Genomic DNA, 25939 nt, shown 5'->3' with positions numbered 1-25939 from the left:
AAATAATCAGGAGCAGATTTTATGCTAAACAAGTTAATTTTGTCGGCAAAAACTGTACTTTTTTTGATAGAATAAAGCAGCCCATCAAAGTTTTTTTGGTTAAAAAACACAGTTTTGAGAAATCTTTGAAAAAACTTGCTACTTTGAGTAATATTCTTTGTGCAGAATTACTAACTGATTATAGCGATCGCATTTGATAACTCATTTCGGAACATATATACAGGTGAGATATTCACCATATATCAAGTTGTAAATTTCAGATGATATAAATAACTTAGTATTTATTTAGGATTATTAATATTTATTTACACACAGCACATAATCAAGACTGGGTATAAGGCTGTAGGGGTTTACCTACTCTGAATTTTGAAGACTGAATTCCTACAACAATAATCAATAAACTGATTGGTTGCTCTCTGTCGGAAGATATATTTAGAGAGCATCAAAAAATGGGACGATAACTCTGCCAGTAAGCCAAAATCTATAAGTGCTTCATTTATTTTGTACCGAATAAGCGATCGCCTGCATCACCCAAGCCTGGAATAATATAACCATGTTCATCTAAATACTCATCAATAGCAGCAGTATAAACTTGTACATCAGGATGAACAGTGCAGAAATGTTGTAACCCTTCTGGGGCTGCTAATAAGCAAACAAACTTCATTGATAACGGGTTAGTAGATTTCAACCTGTCTACAGCCGCAACAGCAGAATTTCCCGTGGCTAACATTGGGTCAACAATAATCATGTCCCGTTGTTCAACATCGTGGGGAACTTTGAAATAATATTCAATGGGAATTAAGGTTTTGGGGTCACGGTATAAACCAATATGACCAACTCTGGCTGATGGCATTAGCTCCAACATACCATCTAAAATACCTTGTCCTGCCCGCATGATAGAAACTAACACCAGCTTTTTATCTGGTGCAAGCACGGGTGCATTCATTGGGGCGAGGGGTGTTTTAATCTCTTCGTATTTTAAAGGTAAATTTCGCGTTACCTCATAACCTAACAACAGACTAATTTCTTTGAGGAGGTTACGAAATTTCGTCGTGCTAGTTTCCGCTTTCCGCATCAAAGTTAGTTTATGTTGAATTAAAGGATGGTCAATAACAGTGACTTGATTTTGCATTTTAGTTATTAGTTATTAGTTATTGGTCATTGGTCATTGGTCATTAGTTATTTCCATAAAGGACAAAGGACGAATGACAATTAAAATACTGTCCCATCGCTGTTGATTTGTATAGGGGGTTGACCGCCTTTTCTCAGTTCTGCGGCTATTTTGCGTCCGGCTGTCCAGGTTCCACCTTGGAGAATTTTTACTAAAGGGAGTTCTGTAACACTCATTCCTAACTTTTCGCGGATAGTAGCTGCAATTTCATCTAATAAAATTACAGTTAAAGCCCGCCATTCAATGATTAATTCGGAATCAACAGAATGAGATGAATGCAAAATATTTTGGTCTTTTAGATTAATTAATCCTAAATCGAGACATAAACCACCATTGCGATATTCTGGTAATCCCGTTAGTTCATCTAAATCAGTAATAGTTAAACCTAGTTCTTGTAATGGTTCTAATAAAGAATATGTCAACCATTGGGAAAGTTTGTGAAATGGTACTAACCCATCATCACTAACAGCAGAATGTTGCCAAACATCACCAAGATTAACACCAGCAATGGTTAATCTTCCCGGCCAAATATCACTCAATCCTTCTAAAACTGCACTGAATACTGTTGTTGCTGCTAACTGCCCATTTTGGGATTTACCAACAAGATAATTCACTAAATTTCCTGGGCGCGGGTTTTCTTCGCCAAACAAATGAGGGAAAGCAATTACGACTCGCCCCAATCTCTGTAATAATTGCGATCGCCCACTCATTCCCACCAATGGATTTTCAGTACTAACCTGAAACCCTGTTGCTAATTCCGCCTCAGTTAACCTGAGTAATTTTAAAGCATCCACTTGGGGCAAACCTGAAAGCGAAAACGCCCCTTGACAAAACATCTCCAAGCTGGCGATAGCCAACCCTTCAGAACGTCCCAAACTCAAACCCGTTGACTGTTCACGATAACGCCAACTCTCCCCCGCCCCCGCATCTAATAACACACTCACAATTGCCAAATCAAATTTAGCAATGGCTTGTTGCAAAGGCGTTAGTCCTGCTAACAAATTATTTAACTTTGCCAAACGCGGTATATTCTGCGCCTCAAAATGTCGCCACCGACTGTGAAAGGGAATATTGAAATCGGGATACTCACCCCGCATCACCTCAATTACATAATCTGCCACTTTTCCCAACTGCGACAAATCACAAGTAAAGTAAGGCGACTTCCCCTCATTCACCAGCGCCAAAATTTGCCCACACCTTTCTCTTATCGCCCTGGGCGAACGAAGATACTCAATTTTTTCCACCCTTCACCCCTGTAATGCCATAAATTCTGAGGGGTTACGAGATCCCCGACTTCTTTTGAGAAGTCGGGGATCTGAACACTCTCACATCTTAAAATTAACGGACGGGCTAGAAGCCCATCCCACAAGAAAGTGATAATGCAACGCCACTTTTTAGACTTCAGACTTCACACTTCATACTTCCAAAGAACGTCCCTTCACCTCCGCCAAACCATCCGTATCTAACACATCCCCCGTAGTGTAATAACCCGCAGCCTTCTTGGCTTCAATTTCCACCCGCGCGTCTTGGGGAATCAAATCTTCCGGTATCGCAATGCGTTCAACAATTTCAATACCAGACTGAGTAATGGCATTGAATTTCATATTACTCATCGACACCATCCGGTCAATGCGGGTAATGCCCAGCCAATGTAACACATCGGGCATGAGTTCCTGAAAGCGCATATCTTGGACACCCGCGACGCATTCTGTCCGGGCAAAATAGGCATCAGCGCGATCGCCTCCTTCCTGACGCTTCCGGGCGTTGTATACTAAGAACTTCGTCACCTCGCCCAAAGCCCGCCCTTCTTTGCGACAGTAGACAATAATTCCCACACCGCCTTCCTGAGCAGTTTGGACACATACCTCAATCCCGTGGACTAAATAAGGGCGACAGGTACAAATATCTGAACCAAAGACATCAGAACCATTACACTCATCATGTACCCGCACAGCCACAGGTCTACTAGGGTCGGTAATTGCGGTGATATCCCCCACAATATATACAGTTAAACCCCCAATGGGCGGTAAGAATACTTCTAAATCAGAACGTGTTACTAGTTCGGGGAACATCCCCCCAGTTTGTTCAAATAAGGCGCGGCGTAAATCGCCTTCCGTAATACCAAAGCGTTTCGCCACTCCAGGTAAATACCACACTGGTTCAATGGCTGCTTTCGTCACCACCAAATCACCACCAGGTTTCATAATTTGTCCATCCACCTGCAAGCGCCCTTTCGCCACCGCCTCTTGCAGTTCCGGCATATTAATATGTGCCTTGGTGATGGCAATTGTCGGGCGGATATCGTAACCCTGCTGTAAATAGGCAGAAAAAACTTCTGGGGCGATCGCTCCCAAGGGATCAAGTGAGACAATTTTATCAGGGTCAGCCCAGCTAGGATGGGGGCCGATTTGCTCAATTGGGGAAGTATTCGTTAAATCAGCGCGGTGGTCTGTTTGTAAAGCGCCACTCGCCACCGCTAAAGCCCGATAAATCGCATATCCGCCCGAATGAGTCCCAATTACATTGCGATGGCCTTGGTTCGTCAACGTTGCAATTACCGGGCCACGTTCCATCGGTTCACTTCCGCCCCAGTTGATGGGTATTGGCTTGGGGCCGAAACGACTTGGATGTGATGTTAAAACAATATGCCGGGAAACACTATTTGGCTTTGGCATAGTCATAAAATTTTAGATTTTAGATTGGAGATTTTGGATTTGCCCCACAGTTAAATTAGGGCTGGAGAATGCTAAAGTTGGGATTTTTGCTTGATGTCAGAGAAAAATCCATATCGTATCCGATTCAGGAACTATTATTCATGAATTTATGTAATGTTTTTATGACTTATTAGTAACTCAGTAGTTGTCAAGTATCTTGAGTAAGTTTTCTGTTTTTTGATGTGCGGTTTCTGAATGACTAATTATTTACAACTCTATTATGTAGAGTTTCGTATTTGTCAGTATTGGTTAATACAATTACTAACATAAAATTTGCTGTTTATTCATAGTAATGTAGAAGAAATTTAAAGATGGCATTAAATGTCACTGAGGAGATAATTTTGTGCGAAAGTTATTAATAAGGTAAAAACACTAATCTCCTAATCTCTCAAATTCATGGATTCTTTATCTATTAATTCTTTACTTGAAGATTTGAAGAACCCTAATGCTTCTGTCCGGGAAAAAGCAACCAAGAAACTGTGGCGGATCTGGTTTCAGCAAAAGGGAATTCACGGTCTGGAAAAAATCGACAAAAGCCAAAAACTGCTGGATGCAGGTAAAACCACGGAAGCGGAATCACTGTTGACTAGACTCATCCAAGAACAGCCTGATTTTGCCGAAGCTTGGAATCGCCGCGCTTTTCTGTACTACAGTCTCGGTAAATATAAAGAATCTCTGGCAGACTGTCAGATGGTGATTCAAATCAACCCAGTGCATTTTGGCGCACTGCATGGTATGGGCTTATGCTATGCAGCTATTGGTCAGTATGTGGATGCAATAAAAGCCTTTAAACGTGCTTTAGCAATTCAACCTTATTCTTTAGTCAATCAAAAACTGATTTTAGAATGTACACTCAGACTCAGTTAAAACATCAGTCTGATTACATTCTTTGGTCTTATGAATCCGTTACCACCCACAACAACAGTGATTCATCGCTTTAGTCGCCGCCAGTTTATTCAGTATGGTTCCATCTGTATGGGTAGCGGCTTGCTTGCTGCTTGCACCAACAGTAACCAACCAGCTAATTCAAGTTCACAGTTAGATAAAGTCAGCTTTGGGACAAACTGGTATGCACAAGCAGAACATGGCGGATTTTACCAAGCGATCGCTACTGGTATTTACCAAAAGCATGGTCTAGATGTCACCATTAAAATGGGTGGCCCACAAGTACCAAGCGGCACTCAGTTGTTAGTCGGGGGTGCAGTTGACTTTTTTATGGGGTATGGCATTGATGCCATTAACGCCATTGCCCAAGGAATCCCCAAAATTACCGTCGCGGCCATCTTCCAAAAAGACCCGCAATGTCTGATCTCCCATCCCAACCCAGCAATTAAAACCCTTGCCGACCTCAAAGGCAAACCAATTTATATCTCAGCAGCAGCAAACGTCACATATTGGCCAGTTCTCAAAGTCAAGTATGGTTTTACCGACGACCAAAAACGCCCCTACAACTTTAATCCCGCCCCCTTCCTGGCAGATAAAACCTCAGCACAGCAAGCTTACATCACCTCAGAACCCTACGCCATTGAAAAACAAGGCGGGTTTAAACCCACAGTCTTTTTACTAGCAGATTATGGTTACACTACCTACGCCACAACTATAGAAACCAAAAAAGAACTAGTAGAAAAAAATCCCGATTTAGTCCAGCGATTTGTTGACGCTTCTATTAAAGGTTGGTACAGCTACCTGGAAAATCCCCAACCCGGAAATCAACTCATCAAACAAGATAACCCCGAAATGACCGATGACCAACTAGCTTACGGCATTCAAAAACTCAAAGAATATGGGATTATTACTTCTGGTACTGCCGAAAAGCAAGGTATTGGGTCAATGAGTGAGGAACGCTGGCAAGGACTCTACGATAGTCTGGTAACGGCTGGGGTTTACAAACCCAATGTTAACTACAAAGATGCCTTCACCTTGCAATTCGTCAATAAAGGCATAGAGTATTACAGCAGGTGATAGGTGACAGGTGACAGGTTACAGGTGATAGGATTGCGAGACAAGTCTAGATTAAGACTTATGCAAGAACTCTCTCAAACTCTTATAACTTCGCGTCCTTTGCGTCCTTTGCGGTACCCTACGGGAAGCCGCTTCGCGTCTACGTTCACAAGAATGAATAATCATCCGACGATTACACTAAGTCACATCAGTAAGGTCTACGCTAACGGCACTGTTGCCTTACAAGACCTAAACTTAACAATTCCCGAAGCGCAATTTATCAGCTTAGTAGGTGCTTCGGGATGCGGTAAAAGTACAGTATTGCGATTAATAGCCGGATTAGGTAAAGTTAGTTCCGGTAACATCAATTGGGGCATACCTCAAGCAGCGCGAAAATTAGCCTTTGTCTTTCAAGATGCCGCCCTCATGCCCTGGGCAACAGTGAGAGAAAACATCCGCCTACCGCTAAAATTGGCGAGAACACCCAAGCAAGAAGCTCAAAATTTAGTCCAGCAAGCCTTAACATTAGTCGGACTGACAAATTGTGCTGATAGCTATCCCCGGCAATTATCTGGGGGGATGAAAATGCGCGTTTCCATTGCTAGGGCGTTAGTTACTCAACCCAACATTCTGTTAATGGATGAACCCTTTGGGGCTTTAGATGAAATTACCCGCAGCAAACTCAACAGCGATTTATTAGATTTGTGGCAGAAATATCACTGGACTGTGGTGTTTGTCACTCATAATATTTACGAGGCGGTGTATTTATCGAATCGCGTCTTAGTTATGGGTACAAATCCTGGGCGGGTGGTGGCGGATATCGCAATTGATGTGCCTTATCCCCGTGATGAAGAATTTCGGACATCATTGCTATATAACGAATATTGCCGCAAGATTTCCCGTTGTTTAGCGGAAACTATAAATTAACCGCAGATGGACGCGGATGAACGCTGATGAAAATTTTTGATAGGAAGATACAAAGTAAGTTGATTGACGCTGAGACTTTAGCACCTGTTGTAGTTGGGGTGTTAGTGTTACTGCTGTGGGATATTTTGGTACGAGTCACTAATTTACCACCTTATATTTTGCCTGGGCCGTTATTAGTATTGCAAACACTAATTGCTGATTGGAACGAGTTATTTCCTTCGTTATTAATTACGTTACAAATTACGGTGGTGGCTTTTATTGCGGCTGTGGTTTCTGGCTTATTAATGGCGATTTTATTTACCCAAAGTAAGTGGATAGAAAAAAGTTTATTTCCCTATACCGTCATTTTACAGACAACGCCGATAGTAGCGATCGCACCCCTGATCATCCTCTGGTTCAAAAACAACACCTTCGCCGCCCTTGTAGTCTGTGCTTGGATAGTTGCATTTTTCCCCATCGTCTCTAACACCACCCTCGGACTCAACAGCGTTGACCGCAACTTACTCAACCTCTTTCAACTCTACAAAGCTTCACGCTGGCAAACCCTCTGGTATCTGCGTTTACCCAGTGCTATGCCTTATTTCTTAGGCGGCTTAAAAATTAGCGGTGGTTTAGCCTTAATAGGTGCTGTCGTCGCAGAATTTGTCGCCGGGACTGGTGGGGCAAAATCCGGCATTGCCTACCGTATCCTGATTTCTAGCTATAACCTGCAAATTCCGCGAATGTTTGCCGCCTTATTTCTCACCACTGGCTTGGGTGTATTAATATTTGTCAGCCTCAGTTATCTATCAGATTTTATATTAAGTAAATGGCACGAAAGCGCCGTGAAATATGAAAATTAGTATATACAGTAGTCTTACTTTAAAGACAAGGGAGACAAGGGAGAGAGATATTTATAAGCCTTGAGAATTGCGATCGCTTTTACTAGTCTGCTAATGTACAAACTCATCTGCGTTAATCCGCGTCCATCGGCGGTTAATTACTCTTGACTTTTACCTCACTGATTCTCTTGTTTTAGCTAACATTAGAGCAGAGTTAAATCATAAATATCGTACTTAATAGTAGAGCTATGACAGCAAGCAACCTTAGACAGCAAATTTTAGAACATCTTGAAACATTACCTGGAGAACAGGTAAAGACTCTCCTATTAACATGGCTGACTAGTTCATCAGGAGATTTAGCAGATTTTGAGCAGTTACTGGTAAATCAAGCTACTCAAACGACACCAGAATCATTTGAAGTTGGTGAAATAGACACAGCATTAAATTTTCAACCTCTTACTGAAGCCCAAATGCTTCAACAAAGTCTATCTGCCCTCGAAACTTACCGCCGCACAGGTTCAGGAGTAGCGCATAGCCGTGTGCGCTACTGGGCAGACAGTTTAGGAACTGAGGAAGAACGTCAATGTCCGAGATAGTTTGGACAGAAAGTAATTAACTTTCATCCTTGTATATATTACTACGATGTCCTACTTCTACCACACTTACCAATAAAACATCATCAAAAATCTCATAGATAACACGGTAATCACCGACTCTAATTCGATATAAGTTTTCTTCACCTTTTAACTTTTTTACTCCGTTAGGACGAGGTTCTATTACCAATTCATCTATCTTGATTTGGATACGTTCTTGTACTTCTGGAGATAGTTTTTTAAAGCTTTTCCTCGCACTCTTTGTAAATTTAACTTCGTAAGTCACGCAACATCCTTGTTTTTTTCATTAGCGATTTCTTGTTTAATTTCCTCCCAAGCAATCAGAGTATTATTTTCAACATCACTCTTTGCAGCATAATAGGCTTGTAAATCATTTTCTTCTGCTTCATCTTCGATTTTTTGCAATAGAGCGTAAATCTCATCTAGAGTACTATCATAAGCTTGATGCAAAAGTACATTGATTGCTTTGATTAATTGTTCACGTTCTTGTTCAGTTTTCATTTTCATATTTAGTTGCTCACAACAATGATGCTAACTTAATTTTGTTATTAGAGACCTATCAGACCTTATATTAAAGAAATGACATTACAACTCAATTATTACAGCGTCTAGAGGAGCAGAGAGATCAATTCTCCGCCTACCTCCGCGCTACTCTGCGTTAATAAAAGACTATGGCAACTACCGATTTAGAAACACTCACTGCTGCTTTTACAGATATCGAAACTATCACTGACCCCAACCAAGTAGCCAAATTATCCCAGGATTACCACACATTTAGCCCTGTGCTTGTACCCAAATTAGCAGGCAAAGTCGGGGATATTGTTGTCCGTCCTGCTAACGAAGAAGAAGTCATAAAAGCAGCCTCGATATGTGCCGAATTACGCATACCAGTAACTGTGCGCGGTGCGGGAACTGGGAACTATGGGCAATGCGTACCGATGTACGGTGGCGTAATTTTAGACATGACCAAAATGCAAGAAATTCTCTGGGTAAAGCCAGGGGTAGGGCGGGTACAAGCTGGGGTGAAATTGACAGCCTTAGATAAAAAAGCACGAGAAATTGGCTGGGAAATGCGGATGGCACCCTCAACCTACCGCACAGCAACTATTGGGGGCTTTATCGCTGGAGGGAGTGGTGGTATTGGTTCGATACAGTATGGGTTACTTGGCGATCGCGGCAATCTTTTGGCTTTGCGCGTGGTAACTTTAGAAAAAGAACCCCGTATCATCGAACTGCGTGGTGACGATGTGCAGAAAGTCAACCATGCTTGGGGAATTAACGGCATTATCACCGAAGTTGAAATTCCTTTAGGCACTGCTTATCCTTGGGCGGAAGTTATTGTCACCTTTAACGACTTTATGACAGCCGCTAAATTTGGTCAGGCATTAGGTAACGCCGATGGGATGATCAAAAAATTAATCTCTATCTTCGCTTCACCCATCCCAGAATACTTTAGCGCCTTACATCAATATATTCCTGTTGATACTCATGCAGCCTTATTAATGATTGCAGAACCAAGTTTAGAACTATTACCGGGTTTGGTACAGCAATACAACGGTCAAATTACCTATCAAAAGCCAGCCCAAGAAGCAGGTAAAGGAATCAATTTAGCTGAGTTTACCTGGAACCACACCACCTTACACGCCCGCAGCGTTGATACTTCCATCACCTACTTGCAATCTATCTTCCCTGCCGACAAAGGTTTAGAACTAGTAGAAGAGCTTTATCATTATTTCGGTGATGAAGTGATGATGCACTTAGAATTTATTCGCGTCAACGGACAAGCTATACCTGCGGCTTTACAACTTGTACGTTACACAACCGAAGCACGCCTGAATGAAATTATCGAGTATCACGAAGCTAAAGGTGTGTTTATTGCCAACCCTCATACCTATATTATTGAAGACGGTGGCAGAAAAGTAATTGACCCTGAACAGTTGAAATTTAAAGAAATGGTTGACCCTTATGGGTTAATGAATCCTGGTAAGAGTAAAGTGCTGAGTGTTGAGTGCTGAGTGCTGTACACTGAGCGGAGTCGAAGTGTGAGTGCTGAGTAAAAACTCTTCCCCTGCCTCCTGCCCTAACTGCATAGCGGTAAGTCAAAAGGCAAAAGTAAAAAGTAAGCCATTGCGGTGGACGGGTTTCCCGGCATAAAGCAAATGGCGCACCCGAAGGGCAAAAATTAAGAATACTTTTGACTTTTGGTTTTTTACTTTTGACTTTTCCAGCCTTGCCATAACGATAATTTTTAACACTGAACTACTTAAACTAATGAAAGGTATTGCAACCGATATTGCATCTATTGTTGGCGAAGAAAATATTGTTCTTTGGGAAAATCTCGCAGCCAGTCAACGAAAATCTATTCAACAGGCGACATCTGCCGTAAATTCACCTTGTATTGTCTATCCCCACACTCAAACACAACTATCTCAAGTCATGGCCACCGCCCATCAAAATCAGTGGCGAGTCCTGCCTTGTGGGAGTGGTAGTAAACTGAACTGGGGTGGTTTAGCCAAAGGTATTGATATTGTCGTCAGTACAGAACGAATTAACCAACTCATCGAACATGCGGTGGGAGATTTGACTATTACAGTCGAAGCCGGGATGAAATTCGCCCAACTCCAAAGAATTTTGGCAAAATCACGCCAATTTCTTGCCCTTGACCCCACAGACCCAGAAACAGCAACTATTGGTGGTATTGTAGCTACTGGTGATACAGGTTCTCTGCGACAACGTTATGGAAGTGTCCGCGACCAGTTACTTGGTATTACCTTTGTACGTGCGGATGGACAAATTGCCAAAGCTGGTGGACGAGTTGTTAAAAACGTTGCTGGCTATGACTTGATGAAGTTGTTTACTGGGTCTTACGGCACATTAGGAATTATTAGTCAAGTCACTTTTCGCGTGTATCCGATGCAAGAAGTAGCGGGTACTGTGGTGTTAACTGGAACAGCAGAGGCCATATCTCAAGCTGCTTCTATATTGCGAGGTTCAGCGTTAACACCAACCCAAGCTGATTTACTATCTGCACAACTTGTATCTAATTTAGGTTTGGGTACAGGATTAGGATTAATTGCCCGTTTTCAAAGTATTAGTGAAAGTGTCAAAGAACAATCAAACCGCCTTTTGGAAGTCGGTACAAAGTTGGGTTTAAATGGGGCAGTATACGCCGATGCAGATGATACCAATCTATGGCAGAGATTACAAAACCAAATCAAATCTCCTGACACAGATTCGGCAATTACTTGCAAAATAGGAGTGTTACCAAGCGCGGCTGTGGAGATTTTAAATCAAGTGAACATTGGTTTAGTTCATATTAGTAGCGGTTTGGGTTGGCTACAATTAGAGGAGAAAAGTCAAGTTTTAAAATTGCGCGATCGCACTCAAAATCATCAAGGCTTTTTATCTATTTTAACCGCACCTGCAACAGTCAAGCAAAATATTGATGTTTGGGGCAACCTCGGTAACGCTTTGCCCTTGATGCGCCGCATTAAAGCACAGTTTGATAGCCAAAATATTTTAAGTCCGGGTCGATTTGTCGGTGGAATTTAACTAACTACCGCCAAGAAAGTCCCGATAAAACTTATTTCATAGTCCAGTATACAAGAGTGACTATTATGTTTACTCAGTATTCAGCAATTTATATGAAAGAGGGACTCTTCACTCCTGGCTAAGTACTAAGATTTTTATTCAGCACTCAGCACTTTCAACTCAGAGGATAAATATGCAAGTTTCAGAAAATTCTGTTAACAATACAGCTAGTATCAAAAATTTACAAGGCTTTGATAATAATCATCCACCTGACCCAAAATTAATTGATACTTGTGTACATTGTGGATTTTGTCTTTCAACCTGTCCTAGTTATCGCGTCATTGGGAAAGAGATGGACTCCCCTAGAGGACGTATATATCTGATGGATGCAATTAATGAAGGTGAAATTGCCCTCAATACAGCCACAGTCGAACATTTTGATAGTTGTTTAGGTTGTCTTGCTTGTGTGTCAACTTGTCCTTCAGGCGTACAATATGACAAACTAATTTCCGCCACCCGTCATCAAGTTGAACGTAATTATCCCCGCAGTTTACCAGATAAACTTATACGTCAATTGATATTTGCTTTATTTCCCAATCCAGATATTTTACGCATTTTACTTGTACCATTATTTGTTTATCAAAAGTTGGGATTTTCTAAATTATTACAAGCAACTGGTATTCTCAAAAATATCTCGCCACGTTTGGCAGCAATGGAATCAATTCTGCCACAAATTACTGCCAAATCTTTTCAAGATAACTTACCAGATATTATTCCCGCTAAAGGTACAAAACGCTATCGAGTCGGCGTGATTTTGGGATGTGTGCAACGACTGTTTTTCTCCCCTGTGAATGAAGCGACAGTGCGAGTATTAACAGCAAATGGTTGTGAAGTTGTGATTCCTAAATCTCAAGGTTGTTGTGCTGCGCTTCCTGAACACCAAGGACAAACAGAACAAGCCAAAGCTTTAGCCAGACAAATGATTGATAGTTTCGCTGATACTGATGTAGATTTTGTTATTATCAACGCTGCCGGTTGTGGACATACATTAAAAGAATACGGTCACATTTTAGCTGATGATCCAGAATATCGAGAAAAGGCGGAGAATTTTGCAGCTAAAGTCAAAGATGCACAAGAATTTTTAGCAACTGTTGGCTTGACAGCTAAACTATCACCACTTACAGATAAACCTTTAACTTTGGTTTATCAAGATGCTTGTCATTTATTACATGGACAAAAAATTAGTTTGCAACCGCGTCAATTATTACGCCGAATTCCCGGCGTGACTTTACGAGAACCTTTAGACGCAGCTTTATGTTGTGGTAGTGCTGGGGTTTATAACCTATTACAACCAGAAGTCGCAGAGGAATTAGGTAAGCAAAAGGTACAAAATTTATTAAATACTGGTGCTAATTTAATTGCTTCTCCGAATCCTGGTTGTGCTTTACAAATTACCAAGCATTTAGAATTGCAAGGTAAAAAGATTGCGGTGATGCACCCAATGGAGTTGTTAGATTATGCAATTCAGGGTTTGCAGTTGAGATTGTGATTTCACCGCCTTGGCGACTAGTACAACAAGGCAAAAGTAAAAAGGCAAAAGTAAAAAGAAATAATAACGATACCACAAGCCTTGTAGCAATTTCTGATGGTCTGTTTATTTACGCCGACCTGTACTAGAGTAGTAGGCTGGGTGTAGCGATAGCGTAACCCAACAAAGTATGCGTGAATGTTGGGTTCCGTTCCTCCACCCAACCTACACCAGTCTAAGTTGTTACCTGTTGTCCTAGCCAGTTAACTCTGATTAATTCACGTTCATGAAAAAGACACCATTTTTCCGCCGATTTTTAGTGCTGACAGCCATAAATACTTTAATAATTAACTTACATCATAACAAACGCGATCGCCTAACGTCACTAACGGTAAATAGATTATCATTACTTTTGTTTATGTCTTTTAAATTTACATTTTTGGTTATAAATTCTTAGCTAAAATCCCCAAAAGCTTATATCTTATTAGTTATCCCAATTATTGAAAATTCAGCGCCCAAGACAAAACTTAAAACAACTGATTTGCATAAACAACATCCAGCAAGCAAGACTTAATTTCTCCAAACTAAGGACTTTATCACATGATGTTAAATTCTCGTTCTGCTGGAATTTTTTGGCAAGCAGGTTTATTTTTCACAGGATTAATTAGCTGCTTAACCGGTATATCTAACCCCGCATCAGCACAAACCCAAATAGAAAGCCCCATCGCAGATTTTTCCTCTGGTGATCCCGGTTCCTTTGCTGGTGCAGTAGTATATGTTACTCCTGGTGCCTATTTATCTACTGCTGCTGCTCAAATAAATCCACCCGTAGGGACATTTTTTAGAGGAATTAATGGTAGTTTCACAGTTACAGGTGTGTCATATATAGATCCAATCACTCATATTTCCACACCAAGCGTCACACTCCACACAGGAGGATTATTTGCCCTACCTTATACAACACCAGAAGGTTCGATTCGAGGAGCGATAGTCGAAAGGCTCAGAAGCAATATCACACTAGATGAATTTGCCGCACTTGTCAGGGCGGCTGTAGGTAATGATGGTTTAGATTAGTAAATTCAAATTTTGATGTAATAATTTAGATGTAAAGACGTTGCAATGCAACGTCTTTTTTGAGGTACTAATTATGGAAGAATTATTAAATCTCAAAGAATTGTTGCTTAAAGGTAATATTCCAGAAGCATTAATTGTTGTCGAAGAATTAGAGGAAATGAGCCGCAATGATATTATCAAAACAATTCGGAGTTATGCAGTGATTTTGCTGCTACATCTGATTAAACAACAAGCTGAAAATCGCTCAACTCGTTCTTGGGATGTTTCTATTCGGAATTCAATTCGAGAAATTCAACGAGAAAATAAACGCCGGAAAGCAGGAGGATATTACCTCACCCCAGAAGAATTAAGAGAAACGTTAACCGAAGCTTATTTAAATGCTATTGATCAAGCTTCTTTAGAAGTAGAAGAAGGACGTTATGAACCCGAAGAATTAGAAAAGCTAATTAACAGTGAAGAAATTATTAATTATGGTTTAGATTTAATTTTACCAGGAGAAGCAGATTAATTGGTTAAACAAAGGCTGGATACATTATTAGTAGAGTTAAATTTATGCGCTTCTCGTGCTTTAGCACAAAGACTCATTCAAGCGGGGGAAGTGACTGTTAATCAGCAGATAATTGATAAACCAGGGACAGAAGTAGATATAGCGGCGCAAATCAAAGTCAAAGAACGATCGCGCTTTGTGTCTCGTGGTGGCGATAAACTAGCAAAAGCCTTGGAATTATTTGCGATTCCTACCGATGGAAGAATTTGTTTAGATGGGGGAATTTCTACAGGCGGCTTTACTGACTGTCTGCTGCAAGCTGGAGCCAGCTTAGTTTATGGTATTGATGTTGGTTATGGCCAAGTTGATTGGCGCTTACGAAATGATGCGCGGGTGATTTTGCGAGAACGGACAAATCTACGCCAATTACAGCCCCAACAATTATACGCTGGAGGCGATCGCATTCCCGATTTGGCGGTGGTAGATGTATCGTTTATTTCCTTAACCAAGATTTTGCCTGCACTGTGGCAATTAACTCAAGCTCCCCGTGAAGCGGTTTTATTAGTCAAGCCACAATTTGAGGTGGGAAAATCCCGTGTTGGCAAAAAAGGTGTAGTACGCGATTCTGACGACCAAGCTGATGCGATTTTTCAGGTATTACAAGCCGCAGATCATTTAGGCTGGAAATACAAAGGCTTAACTTGGTCGCCCATTACAGGCCCGGCTGGGAATGTGGAATATCTTTTATGGTTAGGGATGGAAAGTGAAACACCACCGCCAAATTTAGAGCTAATTAAACAACTGACGAAATCAGCAATAACTGATTTACGGGATCATTAAACATCGTAAATGAGACATTCTAAAGCGTCTGGGTGGGTGTCGCAGAAGCTTTCTAGAGAGGTTTTCCGGTGTTTTGCTTGTTGTTGATGCGCTTTTTCCGCTTGTAATTCTTCAACGATATCCCAAGCTACAGCACAGTTAGGAGAGCCATCGCCATTGGTTTCACAAGTTGAACGAGCTTCGGAGATGGCTTCTAAAATTGCTTGCTCGATGGTTGTAGAGCCATTTTGCTCAGATTGCTGTACGGTATCGAATCTGTCGTAGGTTGCTGTCATGATAAATCTACCTTTGTTTACTGGGATAGAGTGTAGGAGCCAATACTTTCAGTTTAGATAAACTCAAAAAAAATTGCTGTGGGGAACACCCTCTGTTAATAAACTAAATTGATTGGGTTTTCCCTCTTGTCATTTTTGATGCAAAAAGGTAAAAAGCCTGAATTATGGTTAATAAAACATTCTGACTTCTGAATTCTGGATTCTGAATTCTTCCCTTCACCCTTTTATGGTGCATTGTAAATTAGGAATCTAGCGCAATTATCAGCAGAATTTGATACAAGTTGATGAAGGCTGATGAACAGCAACAATTAGGGAAATAATTCTTAGAAATTCTCAATACTTTAAACCTAATTCTTGTTGCAACCGATACAGAATTGTATTTTGGTCAACTTGCGAAAGAATTTCTTGAATTACGGTACTCGCGCCTAATTGTCCCCAAGTGCAGCCTTTTTCGAGATAAACTTGGGCGGCTTTACCAACAGCATAAGCACCATAACCAGCAATTCCCGCTTGAGCGATCGCACTGCCAGCAAAACTAGTAATATTGACTGGATTATCACCACTAGCGATCGCCGCAGTACTTTTACCTAATCCTAATACAAAACTACTGCCTAATTCTCCTAGCAACAAACCGCCAGAACTCATTAAAATCGTTTTGAGAATTTTCCCCGCTTCATAGCTAGTCATCGGTAAACCATACAATCTGGCCAAAGCCCGAATTAAAGCTAAATCAGCCACGGTTCCGCCGAGAATATCTAAAACTGCGATCGGATTTAATGCTACTGCTAACGCTTTATATTTAGTAAACTGCCAGATAATTTCTTCTGCTTCTTTTTCACGTAAATCTAGAGTTTTTTGCGCGATTTTTGCTTCCGCTTCCCTGGCTTGAACAAGTGCATTCAACGCTAGAAGTGACCTACCTTCACGATTGAGAATCTTGAGTAATGTTTGCTGGAGTTCGGTAATTTCTGGTGGTAGAGTTTCCCATTCATAACTCACACTTCCATCGGGCCATTCTACCCGTACTTCCATTGGTGCAGGTTCCGCCGCCACCATGACAATTTCATCAGGTAACAAAGGCGGCGCTTGGGGATTTCCTGCACCCAGTTGTTGTAAATTGCGATAAATTGCGCCTCTGTCTGTATCTGGGTAAAGGTCAATTTTGTTAAACACCAAAATCAACGGTTTTTGCGCCTGACGTAAATCTAGTAACGCTTGATATTCTGTCCGCGTAATATCACCAGAAACTACAAATAAAATTAAATCTGCCTGACGCGCCACTTCCCGCGCCATTTTCGCCCGTGCTTCCCCTGCAATTTCATCTAATCCTGGTGTATCAATTAATTCGACAATAATTTTACCGCCTGGTGGTTGCCATCGCACAGACCTCGGCCATTGAGTCACCCCGTTTAAAGGGCCAGTTTGCAGAATCTTCTCTCCCAGTAAAGCATTTAAGACTGCGGATTTTCCCCGACTCACCAAACCAAACACCGCAATTTTAATTAAATTCGCGTCTAGTTTACTGAGTGTGGCATTTAAAGCGTCTAATTCTGGCTTGACCAAACCTGCCAATTCTGGGTTAGATGATAACTGCCCTGACTTGCGAAGATATCCATACCAAGATAATGCTTGTCGGAGACTAGCACGGGCGCGGTTTAAATGAGTTTCTTCCAGGTTATTACGCACAGCGTTTGCTTGACTTAAGGGTGAAAATAATATGTTTACAGATCAAGGCAGAAGGCAAAAGGGTTGCGAAAATAATTCTTTCCAATACTAAAAAGGTCTCAGGATTGATGAATAACTAATGTATATTTCGAGACGCACAGTGGAAGAAATACAGTGTCATTACTAAGTCCCGTGAATTTAAGTAAGTCTGTATGAAAACATGAACTTAAGTTGGGCAAGGTAAACAATGCTACAATCCGTTTCCTTACTGCCTCCTGCCTCGTTAACAAGAATTCATTATTTCCGGGTTCTTTCATAGATATACCTTAGCGTATAAATTTTCAGTAAAAATTGCATAAAGACCAAAATTTACAGCTAGAAATTGGGGAAATATAAACTCCACGCAAATTGTAAATGTAGTTTTGGTAGAAAGGTTTTGTCATGTACGACCTCAATCAATTCACACTCAGAAATATGTCTGAATGTGGTTTAGCATTACGCCAGCTAGGGCAGAATGTGACAACGATGGAAGAAGCTGGTAGAGCCATTATTAATTATTTATATGAAAGCTTAGTTGATGACAAAACCCAAAATCAATCTTGCGCTTTGATTAGATTATTCAAAACCCATTCTTATAGTGATTTGACTCCAAAACTACAAGCATCGGCTCGTGAATTGTTGGGTGATGGTGAGATTTTACCTGATTTGAAGTGTTTAACTTTGTTGGCAACGGTTGGTGAGCAGCCAGAATGGAATTCTCGTTATGAATCCCGTGGACACCAAGCAATTCCCTTGGCGAATGAAAATGCGATCGCAAATATTCCAATGGTTTCACAGCTAATTCACCAACTAGGACTTGATCCAGGTACAGTCATCAAGCCTGATCCATCTTTGATGGTTGATCTAGAACAGCAGATGTACAACGTCTTTCACATTCCTGATGCGCTCGCTAGTCCCCATATCCCCGCACAACATGAATTTGTGATTCCCTTCAACATTAAATCAGTGGCGGGCTTTGGTGGAATTTTGCCTTCAGGAAATATGTTTGTGGTGATGATGTTTTTAAAAGTGGCAATTTCCCATACAACTGTAGATTTGCTACGTCCCTTAGCATTAAGTGTGAAAACTGCACTACTACCCTTTGATGATGGTAAAACCTTTGTAGATTCTTTACCAGTGACTTCTGTGGGCGATCGCAAAATTGCACAGTTAAATTCTCAAATTGCCACACTCACACAGTTATTAGATGTTTCTGAGCAAGTTACATTCATCCAGTCAGACCGCCTCGAACAAGCAATTACCGACTTACAACAAGCCCTCACTCAACTACAAACAACCCAAACTCAAATAGTTCAAAGCGAAAAAATGTCAGCATTGGGGCAGATGGTAGCCGGAATTGCCCATGAAATCAACAACCCAGTCAACTTTATTCATGGTAATCTCAGCCACCTTGATAGCTACATCCAAGATTTGGTGAGTTTGTTCCAAGACTATCAAACAGAATATCCCGACCCACCAGCCACCCTGCAAGCCAAACTCCAAGCAGCCGATTTACCTTTCCTCATCCAAGATTTAACCAGTATTCTCCAATCAATGCAGGTGGGAACTGAACGAATTCGCCAGATTGTGCTGTCTCTACGCAATTTTTCTCGTTTGGATGAAGCAGAAATCAAAGAAGTAGATATTCACGAAGGTCTTGATAGCACTTTGGTACTGTTAAGCCATCGTCTTAAAGCCCAAGGCAAACACCCAGAAATTCAGGTAATTAAGGACTATGGTATTGTGCCTTTAGTTGAGTGCCACGCTGGACAACTGAATCAAGTGTTTATGAATATTTTGGCAAACGCTATTGATGCCCTAGAAGAATCTAATAGAGGGCGATGTTTGTCAGAAATTCAGCAAAACCCGAACCAAATTACCATTCGCACTTCTATGATTGATGCTAACTGGGTGCAAGTTGCGATCGCTGATAATGGAGTTGGGATTGCTGAATGTATTCGCACTAAACTCTTCGACCCTTTTTTTACTACCAAACCTGTCGGTAAAGGCACAGGATTAGGTTTATCAATTAGCTATCAAATTATCACCGAAAAACTCGGCGGCAAAATTGTATGTCATTCCACCGTCGAACAAGGAACCGAATTTATCATCCAAATTCCTGTACAAACAGAGGAGTCAGAAGTCAGAAGTCGGGTGTAGGAATGATTGTACGATTGTTTCTCAAATCCTCAATGATTAATCAATATCTCCCCCTTGTCTCCCTTGTCTCCCTTGTCTCCCTTGTCTCCCTTATCCCCCTTGTTCATATATCAAATAAATCTCATCATTTTTATTCTCTAGCAATCACAATATCGTTAGATTTAATCACTGCATAGGCTTCCTCTCCCGCAACAATACCCAACTCTTCAGCAGATGTTCTCGTAATCATTGAGGTTAGCTCTACTCTGTGAACAATTTCTAGTGTCACCTCACAATTAACAGCTCCAATGACAACTTTTTTCACCACACCCTTGAGAATATTACGGGAGCTAACTTTTAAAGCCTTTTTAGAACTACCAATTTCTCCAGTAGGCATTTCCAGATTTACCTGATTTACCTGTGTAGTTGGTGGGGGAGTTGGTATTGAGGCTTGTGATACTTGGTGCTTATTCAGACCACGCACAAGTTCCCGCAGAATCTCGGTTTTCGTGCGTTGAGAGTCCTGGCAAAACTCTTCGAGAATTTTCCGTTCCTCTTCTGATGTTTGAAATGTGATCCATCCTTGTTCTTTTCTTGGCATAATGTTACCAATTCAGTTGGTAAAGACTGGAATGACGCTCGGTATGATCCTACCAAGCGCCATTAAATTGCAGAAGAATCTATTGCTACACCATTTTTCTATGAAAAGAAGACAAGTTCTTTCCTTTTTTGGCACAGCACTCGCTAGTTTGTTACTTGCTGTTTGTTCAACATTCATTGTACCTTCTGTTGTCACAGCACAGTCAAACGTTACTTTACTTGTTTCTGCTGCTGCTAGTTTAAAAGATGCACTGGAAGAAATTAAACCGATTTATCAACAAAGTCAGCCCAATGTCAATATAAATTATAACTTTGGGGCTTCTGGGGCATTGCAACAACAAATTGAGCAAGGCGCACCAGCAGATATTTTTATTTCCGCCGGAAAAAGGCAAGTAGATGCTTTAGAACAAAAAGGGTTGTTGCTTCCTGGGACACGCTCGGTTTTGGCAAAAAACCGCCTTGTACTAGTTGTACCCAAAAATGTTACAGGCATCACCAGCCTTTATAATCTGAAAGAACCGAAAATCAAGCGCATCGCTATTGGTGAACCCAGAAGCGTTCCGGCTGGCCAATACGCACAGCAAGTTTTACAAAAGTTAAATATTTGGTGGCAAGTAAGCTCTAAACTGGTTTATGCCAACAACGTGCGTCAAGTCTTGGCGGCTGTCGAAAGTGGCAATGCTGATGCCGGGTTAGTATATGCCACCGATGCGAAAATTTCGGACAAAGTAAAAGTAGTTGTGGCGGCTGATGAGAAATACCACTCCGCAATAGTTTATCCAATGGCGGTGGTGAAACGCACTAAGAATGCCAGTGCAGCCAAGGAATTTAGCCAATTTTTATCCAGCAGTCAAGCTAAGGGGATACTCAAAAAATACGGCTTCATCCTGCCTTAAAAAAGGAAGTCGGGAGTAAAATTCGGGTGCGTTATACTTCCGCCATAACGCACCGCCAAATTATGATGGTACGTTAGGCGATGTATTTTGTGATAAAGTAGGTCGGAATCTGCGTTTAACGTACCCTAAAATCCAAAGTTTACTTGATAAACCATCTCTAAACCCTAATAAATACACTGCAAGTACAGTTAGCGAAGAGAAGTTAATCTCCAAAACCACAAAATCATTCTTGTGAAGCTCGTTTGCGGAATAAACCCGTCATAGTTACGCCAGTAATCAACAAGCCAACTAACCCTAAGCCGTTCAAAAGTGGGTAAATTTTTTCTAAATGAATGATTTCTAAGGTATGCAAGCCTAAAAGGAATTCACCTATCTCGTCTTGGTGTAACAATTCATGGGCTATGGTATAACCCATACCCGTTAATACAGTTAAAAATAAAGGCAAGCACAGAATAATGGCTATCTGACGATGATAGCGGCGAAACATGCGATTCATAAACTGTTTTTGAACAAGGTAAGTTTTAAGGTATCAGTTTTGCCATTGTTTAATACCGAAGTTTTATTAAAAATTTTTAACTTTGCACTTTTATAGAGTTTAACTCTCAATTAACGAGCGATCGCATTTTCCTTTGATCCCAAGACAGTCAAATACAAAAGTTAAAAAAGTTAGATTTTTATGTATGCTGGATAGCCGAGTATGATAGCTATACATTTTTGGCAATTATTATGGAACGCGCTATCTCCATACTGGGAATATTAGTCTTTATTGGCATCTCTTATGCTTTATCTGTAGAACGTCAAGCAGTTCGTTGGCGCACAGTAGCTTGGGGTTTGGGATTAGAGTTTATTTTTGCGTTGCTAATTTTAAAAACACCTTGGGGTTTAAATATATTTAAATCTTTGGGAGATATTATCAGTAATTTTCTAGCTTTTTCTGATGTTGGCGCAAAATTTGTCTTTGGTGAAAATTTTAAAGACCATTTATTTGCTTTTCAAGTACTGCCAACTATTATCTTTTTCTCTGCTTTTATTAGTGTTTTGTATTACTACGGAATTTTACAGCGAGTCGTCAATATACTTGCCTGGATAATGATTAAAACGATGAAAACATCAGGTTCAGAATCGTTATCTTGTGCAGGTAATATTTTTTTAGGGCCGACAGAAGCTGCACTGATGGTTAAACCATATATAGGCAGTATGACTTTATCCGAACTCCATGCTGTGATGACAGGTGGTTTTGCCACAATTGCTGGTGGAGTTTTAGGCGCGTATCTTTCCTTTGGTATTCCCGCAGAACATTTAATAGCAGCTTTTTTTATGACTGCGCCTACATCATTAGTTGTATCGAAATTAATGTACCCGGAAACCGAAGTTTCTCAAACAGCAGGACAAGCCAAAATTGATGTCGAAACTAACTATGTTAACGTCATTGATGCAGCTACAACAGGCGCTATTGATGGCGTAAAATTAGCTGTGAATGTAGGGGTAATGATTATTGCTTTTTTAGGATTACTTGCGGCTTTAAATGCTTTACTGGGTTGGTTTGGTTCGCTTGTCAATTTGCCGCAATTATCCTTACAGTTGATATTATCTTTTGTGATGGCTCCTATTGCATGGTTGATGGGTGTACCGTGGAAGGATTGTCAACAAGTCGGGGCGCTATTAGGAACAAAAACAATTTTAAATGAATTTATTGCTTTCTTAGATTTAAAACAGCTAATTCAAGACGGAAAAATTTCTCAACGTGCCGTAATTATTGCGACTTACGCATTATGCAACTTTGCCAATATTGGCTCAATAGGCATTACAATTGGTGGACTTACAGGTATGGCTCCTCACCGCCAACATGACTTAGCTCGCTTGGGCGTGAGGACAATGATTGGAGGATTATTAGCAGGTTTTATTACTGCTTGTATTGCGGGAGTATTAGTTTGAAAAATGACTGACATAAGGCAAAAGTAAAAAGTAAAAAGACAAAAAATAAGTTATAAATCTATGCTTATTTATATCAATTTTGTATTACTATGGTGATAAACATTATCTCTATTTTTATTAACTTTTTTGCTCTCGAAATAACCTAGTTTCCAATTGTTTGGCTGTTTTAAATCGTTAATATGTCCCTGCAAAATCAACCAAAGCGCAATACGAGTATTTAAATATCCTCTAAGAACGCGCTCTTTGGGTTTTGGGTAAATTCCAGGAATGACAAAACCACTCACATTTAACAGTTGTCCGCAGTAAGTTTTATCTCCTGGTAATGTGAGAGTAAAAAAACCATCATTTTTATAACCATTGGGAATAATAAATGTCCCATAAACATTATGTTGTCCATACCAAGGTGTGACTACCAAATCTACAGGATGGGCGTAATATTTCTCTGGTGGGGCATTATAAGAATATTTCCACTTATCGCAACTAACCAACGGTGACATATCAGTGAATAAACAAAAGCTAACAATAGCAGCTAAGGTAAGAAAAAATATTAAATAAAAGAATTGATATCTTCGCACTGTTGGGATACTTAGACTATTTGTTGCTGTTCTATTTTAGCAATTGGGGCAAAGGTAGCGATCGCACACATCACAGTCTGTAATGCTTCTTACTACCCAATTAGTACTTAAAGTCCGTGGACTTAAAAGCATCATTTCATTTTTAATGATGACTATGACAGCATCTAACGAAAAAGATATTAGAAAACAATTTGGTGAACGTCTCCGTTACCTACGAAGTATTCGTAAACTTTCCCAAGAAGACTTGGCACACTTATGTGGCTTAGATAGAAGCTATATCGGAGGTGTTGAGCGTGGGGAAAGGAACGTTAGCCTTCTAAATATTAAGAAAATTGCGGATGCTTTGTGTATTTCACCGAGAGAGTTTTTTGATGAATAGCATTCCACAGAATATACGCCTTAAGGAATTAGTAATAGTTGCTAACTTAAACAAACCTTTTTTTGATGATTTTATCAGTTTCTTGCAAATGCAAGGGTATACAGCACTCTATGAATTTGTGCTTGAGAAAGATGCAAGCAAGGCCAAAAAGATTATCGAGAAATATTTAGACCGCAAAGTTTAAGTTATAAAAATCACCCTCCTGTAATTTGGGAGGGTGATATCTTGTAGTTTTGCAAATTGAGAGAAACTAAAACAAAATGCTTAGTAAAGTGTTACTCCTTGGTTTAAAGCATTTAAAAAACTTGCATAGTCATATTCAACTTGAGTTGCATAGTCTACAGCAAAGTTGACAATTTCGTTTTTAAATGCAGCTTTGTTACCAATGACAATATCAGTTACTTCTTTATCCACGCTATGGGGAACGATCGCATCATTATAATCCTTATCAGAAATAGCATGGTTTTTAGCTACAATTTTCCCTGCATATCCCATCGCATCCATGAATTTTGTTTTGGTGGTAAGCAAGGTATAGTCAAAGTCTACCTGGTAAGGCGACTTTTCATGCAGCATAAAGAAGAGATTGTTTACAGTAGTATAGCCCACTAAAGGATCAGTGTTAGCCAACATTGCTTTTGCGGCAATTGTTACCCTTGCGCCTTCATGACTACTATATACAGAACTTGGTAATAAACCTGGAACCGCAATTGCTACTGCACTGCTGGTTTCTTGCTTCATTTCTAAAATGCGATCGTCATCCGTTTCAGAACTAGGGCCTTCAATTAACAAGTAATATCTATATCTACCAAGACTACCAGTTCCTGAGCCTAATTTTAACCGAATATCTTTGAGATTGTAATAACTATTGCTGTATCGCTTACTGCTAGGAATAGAAGCTACATAACTACTCATCGCAGCACTAATACTAGAATAGGTGCTGCTAGATAAAGTTTGCAGTTCAGATGTTGTCTGAAAAACGCGATTACCACTGCTATTTATCAGCGTATACTTGTTTAATAAACTAGAGCGACTTTTACTCGCAGCCTGTTGAATTAAATCTTTCACAACGCCGTTTGTATTACCAGAGTCTAAACGGTAAGATAATTCATCATTAGTTCCCTTAAAGTCGCTCATTTTGTTGAGATAATTATCTAGAAAATTCCGTACAACATCCTGATAATCAGCAGAACTAAGGCCATTTTCTTTAGCTGCTAAAAGAATCGAAACCGCCATACGTCGTAAGTCCCAAACGTAGGGGCCAAGATAGCCTTCATCAAAATCGGTAGTATCAAAAACATTGTTATCATTGCTATCTCTCATTCCCCCAAGATTCTGCATGTGCATATCACCTTCTAACCAAATAGCTGAGGTGGAAGAATTAACAAATGCTGAACTAGGTAATGTCTGCATATCACGATAAAAGATATGAGCAGTTCCGCGATAAAAGGCGAAAGGACTAGCCGACATTTTCTGCATTTTTGTGGCTAATTCTTGAGGTAGTTGAGTTGCAAATTGATGGTTGTATTGGTAGATTTCAGTTTCTAACCAACTTTGACGAGGATTTGCCGCATTAGCCGTAGATGCAAACCCTAAAGTTACAATTACCAAAACGACAATTGTCTGTATTACTTTAAACATAAACTTGCCTGAGACTTGTAAATCAATTTATATTAGCTAGATTACCTTAAAGTCTTACTATTATCCAATAATCAGTTCTTAACCTATTGTTTGAAATGCAAGTATTACTTATGAAAGTACATCCTGATTTATACTTGTATATTCATTCTT

27 protein-coding genes are annotated in these 25939 nt (G+C 40.3%); 16 read left to right on the top strand and 11 right to left on the bottom strand.

Annotated features, from left to right (window positions below; genetic code table 11):
- Positions 1 to 496: 496 nt before the first annotated feature.
- The 3 genes from upp to H6G79_RS14920 form a co-directional block, all read right to left on the bottom strand.
- Positions 497 to 1132, bottom strand: coding sequence for a uracil phosphoribosyltransferase (gene upp / locus H6G79_RS14930; RefSeq protein ID WP_190589537.1), 636 nt, complete (start codon positions 1130 to 1132; stop codon positions 497 to 499).
- An 80-nt stretch (positions 1133 to 1212) separates the two neighbouring features.
- Positions 1213 to 2415, bottom strand: a complete 1203-nt coding sequence (locus H6G79_RS14925) for a URC4/urg3 family protein (RefSeq protein ID WP_190589538.1) — start codon at positions 2413 to 2415, stop codon at positions 1213 to 1215.
- A 171-nt stretch (positions 2416 to 2586) separates the two neighbouring features.
- Positions 2587 to 3846, bottom strand: a complete 1260-nt coding sequence (locus tag H6G79_RS14920; protein ID WP_190589539.1) for a GTP cyclohydrolase II — start codon at positions 3844 to 3846, stop codon at positions 2587 to 2589.
- 435 nt (positions 3847 to 4281) lie between these two features.
- Between H6G79_RS14920 and H6G79_RS14915 the strand changes: the two genes are divergently transcribed.
- From H6G79_RS14915 to H6G79_RS14895, 5 genes are all read left to right on the top strand, one after another.
- Positions 4282 to 4752 carry a tetratricopeptide repeat protein gene (locus H6G79_RS14915; protein ID WP_190589540.1) on the top strand — a complete coding sequence of 157 codons (471 nt, stop codon included), beginning with the start codon at positions 4282 to 4284 and terminating at the stop codon, positions 4750 to 4752.
- 30 nt (positions 4753 to 4782) lie between these two features.
- Positions 4783 to 5847 carry an ABC transporter substrate-binding protein gene (locus H6G79_RS14910; protein WP_190589541.1) on the top strand — a complete coding sequence of 355 codons (1065 nt, stop codon included), beginning with the start codon at positions 4783 to 4785 and terminating at the stop codon, positions 5845 to 5847.
- A gap of 60 nt (positions 5848 to 5907) precedes the next feature.
- Positions 5908 to 6753: an ABC transporter ATP-binding protein gene (locus H6G79_RS14905; protein ID WP_242048365.1), complete on the top strand. Its 846-nt coding sequence runs from the start codon at positions 5908 to 5910 to the stop codon at positions 6751 to 6753.
- Positions 6754 to 6779: 26 nt separating this feature from the next.
- On the top strand, positions 6780 to 7595 hold the full coding sequence (locus tag H6G79_RS14900; RefSeq protein ID WP_190589542.1) for an ABC transporter permease: 816 nt from the start codon (positions 6780 to 6782) through the stop codon (positions 7593 to 7595).
- Between the two features lie 227 nt (positions 7596 to 7822).
- On the top strand, positions 7823 to 8170 hold the full coding sequence (locus H6G79_RS14895) for a hypothetical protein (protein ID WP_190589543.1): 348 nt from the start codon (positions 7823 to 7825) through the stop codon (positions 8168 to 8170).
- 16 nt (positions 8171 to 8186) lie between these two features.
- On the opposite strand, the gene H6G79_RS14890 is transcribed toward H6G79_RS14895, so the two are convergent.
- Together H6G79_RS14890 and H6G79_RS14885 are read right to left on the bottom strand one after the other, a co-directional pair.
- A complete protein-coding gene (locus H6G79_RS14890) occupies positions 8187 to 8453 on the bottom strand; it encodes a type II toxin-antitoxin system RelE/ParE family toxin (protein WP_190589544.1) in 267 nt (88 codons plus the stop codon).
- Positions 8450 to 8689: a hypothetical protein gene (locus H6G79_RS14885; RefSeq protein WP_190589545.1), complete on the bottom strand. Its 240-nt coding sequence runs from the start codon at positions 8687 to 8689 to the stop codon at positions 8450 to 8452. Before H6G79_RS14885 ends, H6G79_RS14890 begins: the two co-directional genes overlap by 4 nt.
- Positions 8690 to 8859: 170 nt before the next feature.
- Here H6G79_RS14885 and H6G79_RS14880 point away from each other — a divergent pair, with 170 nt between their 5' ends.
- The 6 genes from H6G79_RS14880 (at position 8860) to H6G79_RS14855 (ending at position 15648) form a co-directional block, all read left to right on the top strand.
- Positions 8860 to 10203 carry an FAD-binding oxidoreductase gene (locus tag H6G79_RS14880; RefSeq protein WP_190589546.1) on the top strand — a complete coding sequence of 448 codons (1344 nt, stop codon included), beginning with the start codon at positions 8860 to 8862 and terminating at the stop codon, positions 10201 to 10203.
- Between the two features lie 256 nt (positions 10204 to 10459).
- The gene (locus H6G79_RS14875; protein WP_190589547.1) at positions 10460 to 11740 is read left to right on the top strand and encodes an FAD-binding oxidoreductase; all 1281 of its coding nucleotides are present in this window, start codon (positions 10460 to 10462) and stop codon (positions 11738 to 11740) included.
- Between the two features lie 172 nt (positions 11741 to 11912).
- Positions 11913 to 13268: a (Fe-S)-binding protein gene (locus H6G79_RS14870; protein ID WP_190589548.1), complete on the top strand. Its 1356-nt coding sequence runs from the start codon at positions 11913 to 11915 to the stop codon at positions 13266 to 13268.
- 579 nt (positions 13269 to 13847) lie between these two features.
- Positions 13848 to 14321, top strand: a complete 474-nt coding sequence (locus tag H6G79_RS14865; RefSeq protein WP_190589550.1) for a hypothetical protein — start codon at positions 13848 to 13850, stop codon at positions 14319 to 14321.
- A 73-nt stretch (positions 14322 to 14394) separates the two neighbouring features.
- Entirely contained in the window at positions 14395 to 14829 is a 435-nt protein-coding gene (locus H6G79_RS14860) for a DUF29 family protein (protein WP_190589551.1), read from the top strand.
- Positions 14830 to 15648 carry a TlyA family RNA methyltransferase gene (locus H6G79_RS14855; protein WP_190589552.1) on the top strand — a complete coding sequence of 273 codons (819 nt, stop codon included), beginning with the start codon at positions 14830 to 14832 and terminating at the stop codon, positions 15646 to 15648.
- On the opposite strand, the gene H6G79_RS14850 is transcribed toward H6G79_RS14855, so the two are convergent.
- Entirely contained in the window at positions 15645 to 15923 is a 279-nt protein-coding gene (locus H6G79_RS14850) for a Calvin cycle protein CP12 (RefSeq protein ID WP_190589553.1), read from the bottom strand. The genes H6G79_RS14855 and H6G79_RS14850 overlap by 4 nt on opposite strands.
- A gap of 333 nt (positions 15924 to 16256) precedes the next feature.
- On the bottom strand, positions 16257 to 17609 hold the full coding sequence (locus tag H6G79_RS14845; RefSeq protein ID WP_190589554.1) for a GTP-binding protein: 1353 nt from the start codon (positions 17607 to 17609) through the stop codon (positions 16257 to 16259).
- Positions 17610 to 18029: 420 nt separating this feature from the next.
- Here H6G79_RS14845 and H6G79_RS14840 point away from each other — a divergent pair, with 420 nt between their 5' ends.
- Positions 18030 to 19787: a sensor histidine kinase gene (locus tag H6G79_RS14840; protein ID WP_190589555.1), complete on the top strand. Its 1758-nt coding sequence runs from the start codon at positions 18030 to 18032 to the stop codon at positions 19785 to 19787.
- A 130-nt stretch (positions 19788 to 19917) separates the two neighbouring features.
- Here the strand turns inward: H6G79_RS14840 and H6G79_RS14835 are convergent, their stop codons facing one another.
- The gene (locus H6G79_RS14835; protein WP_190589556.1) at positions 19918 to 20367 is read right to left on the bottom strand and encodes a molybdopterin-binding protein; all 450 of its coding nucleotides are present in this window, start codon (positions 20365 to 20367) and stop codon (positions 19918 to 19920) included.
- Between the two features lie 100 nt (positions 20368 to 20467).
- Here H6G79_RS14835 and modA point away from each other — a divergent pair, with 100 nt between their 5' ends.
- The gene (gene modA, locus H6G79_RS14830; protein WP_190589557.1) at positions 20468 to 21262 is read left to right on the top strand and encodes a molybdate ABC transporter substrate-binding protein; all 795 of its coding nucleotides are present in this window, start codon (positions 20468 to 20470) and stop codon (positions 21260 to 21262) included.
- A gap of 223 nt (positions 21263 to 21485) precedes the next feature.
- On the opposite strand, the gene H6G79_RS14825 is transcribed toward modA, so the two are convergent.
- Positions 21486 to 21758 (bottom strand): peptidase, encoded by a 273-nt coding sequence (locus H6G79_RS14825; RefSeq protein ID WP_190589558.1) that lies wholly within the window; start codon positions 21756 to 21758, stop codon positions 21486 to 21488.
- A gap of 230 nt (positions 21759 to 21988) precedes the next feature.
- Between H6G79_RS14825 and H6G79_RS14820 the strand changes: the two genes are divergently transcribed.
- Positions 21989 to 23197, top strand: a complete 1209-nt coding sequence (locus H6G79_RS14820; protein ID WP_190589559.1) for a NupC/NupG family nucleoside CNT transporter — start codon at positions 21989 to 21991, stop codon at positions 23195 to 23197.
- Positions 23198 to 23265: 68 nt separating this feature from the next.
- Here H6G79_RS14820 and H6G79_RS14815 read toward each other — a convergent pair whose 3' ends face one another.
- Positions 23266 to 23694 (bottom strand): hypothetical protein, encoded by a 429-nt coding sequence (locus tag H6G79_RS14815; RefSeq protein WP_190589560.1) that lies wholly within the window; start codon positions 23692 to 23694, stop codon positions 23266 to 23268.
- A 160-nt stretch (positions 23695 to 23854) separates the two neighbouring features.
- On the opposite strand from H6G79_RS14815, the gene H6G79_RS14810 reads away from it, so the two are divergent.
- A complete protein-coding gene (locus H6G79_RS14810) occupies positions 23855 to 24151 on the top strand; it encodes a helix-turn-helix domain-containing protein (RefSeq protein WP_396019801.1) in 297 nt (98 codons plus the stop codon).
- On the top strand, positions 24144 to 24335 hold the full coding sequence (locus tag H6G79_RS14805) for a hypothetical protein (protein ID WP_190589561.1): 192 nt from the start codon (positions 24144 to 24146) through the stop codon (positions 24333 to 24335). The genes H6G79_RS14810 and H6G79_RS14805 overlap by 8 nt, the downstream gene beginning before the upstream one ends.
- Before the next feature lie 80 nt (positions 24336 to 24415).
- On the opposite strand, the gene H6G79_RS14800 is transcribed toward H6G79_RS14805, so the two are convergent.
- Positions 24416 to 25789 carry a DUF2252 domain-containing protein gene (locus H6G79_RS14800; protein WP_190589562.1) on the bottom strand — a complete coding sequence of 458 codons (1374 nt, stop codon included), beginning with the start codon at positions 25787 to 25789 and terminating at the stop codon, positions 24416 to 24418.
- Between the last annotated feature and the right edge of the window lie 150 nt (positions 25790 to 25939).

The sequence above is a fragment of the Anabaena sp. FACHB-83 genome (assembly GCF_014697485.1).
In the GTDB taxonomy this organism is placed as follows: Bacteria; Cyanobacteriota; Cyanobacteriia; order Cyanobacteriales; family Nostocaceae; genus Nostoc_B.
This window is presented reverse-complemented; position numbering and strand designations above follow the sequence as displayed.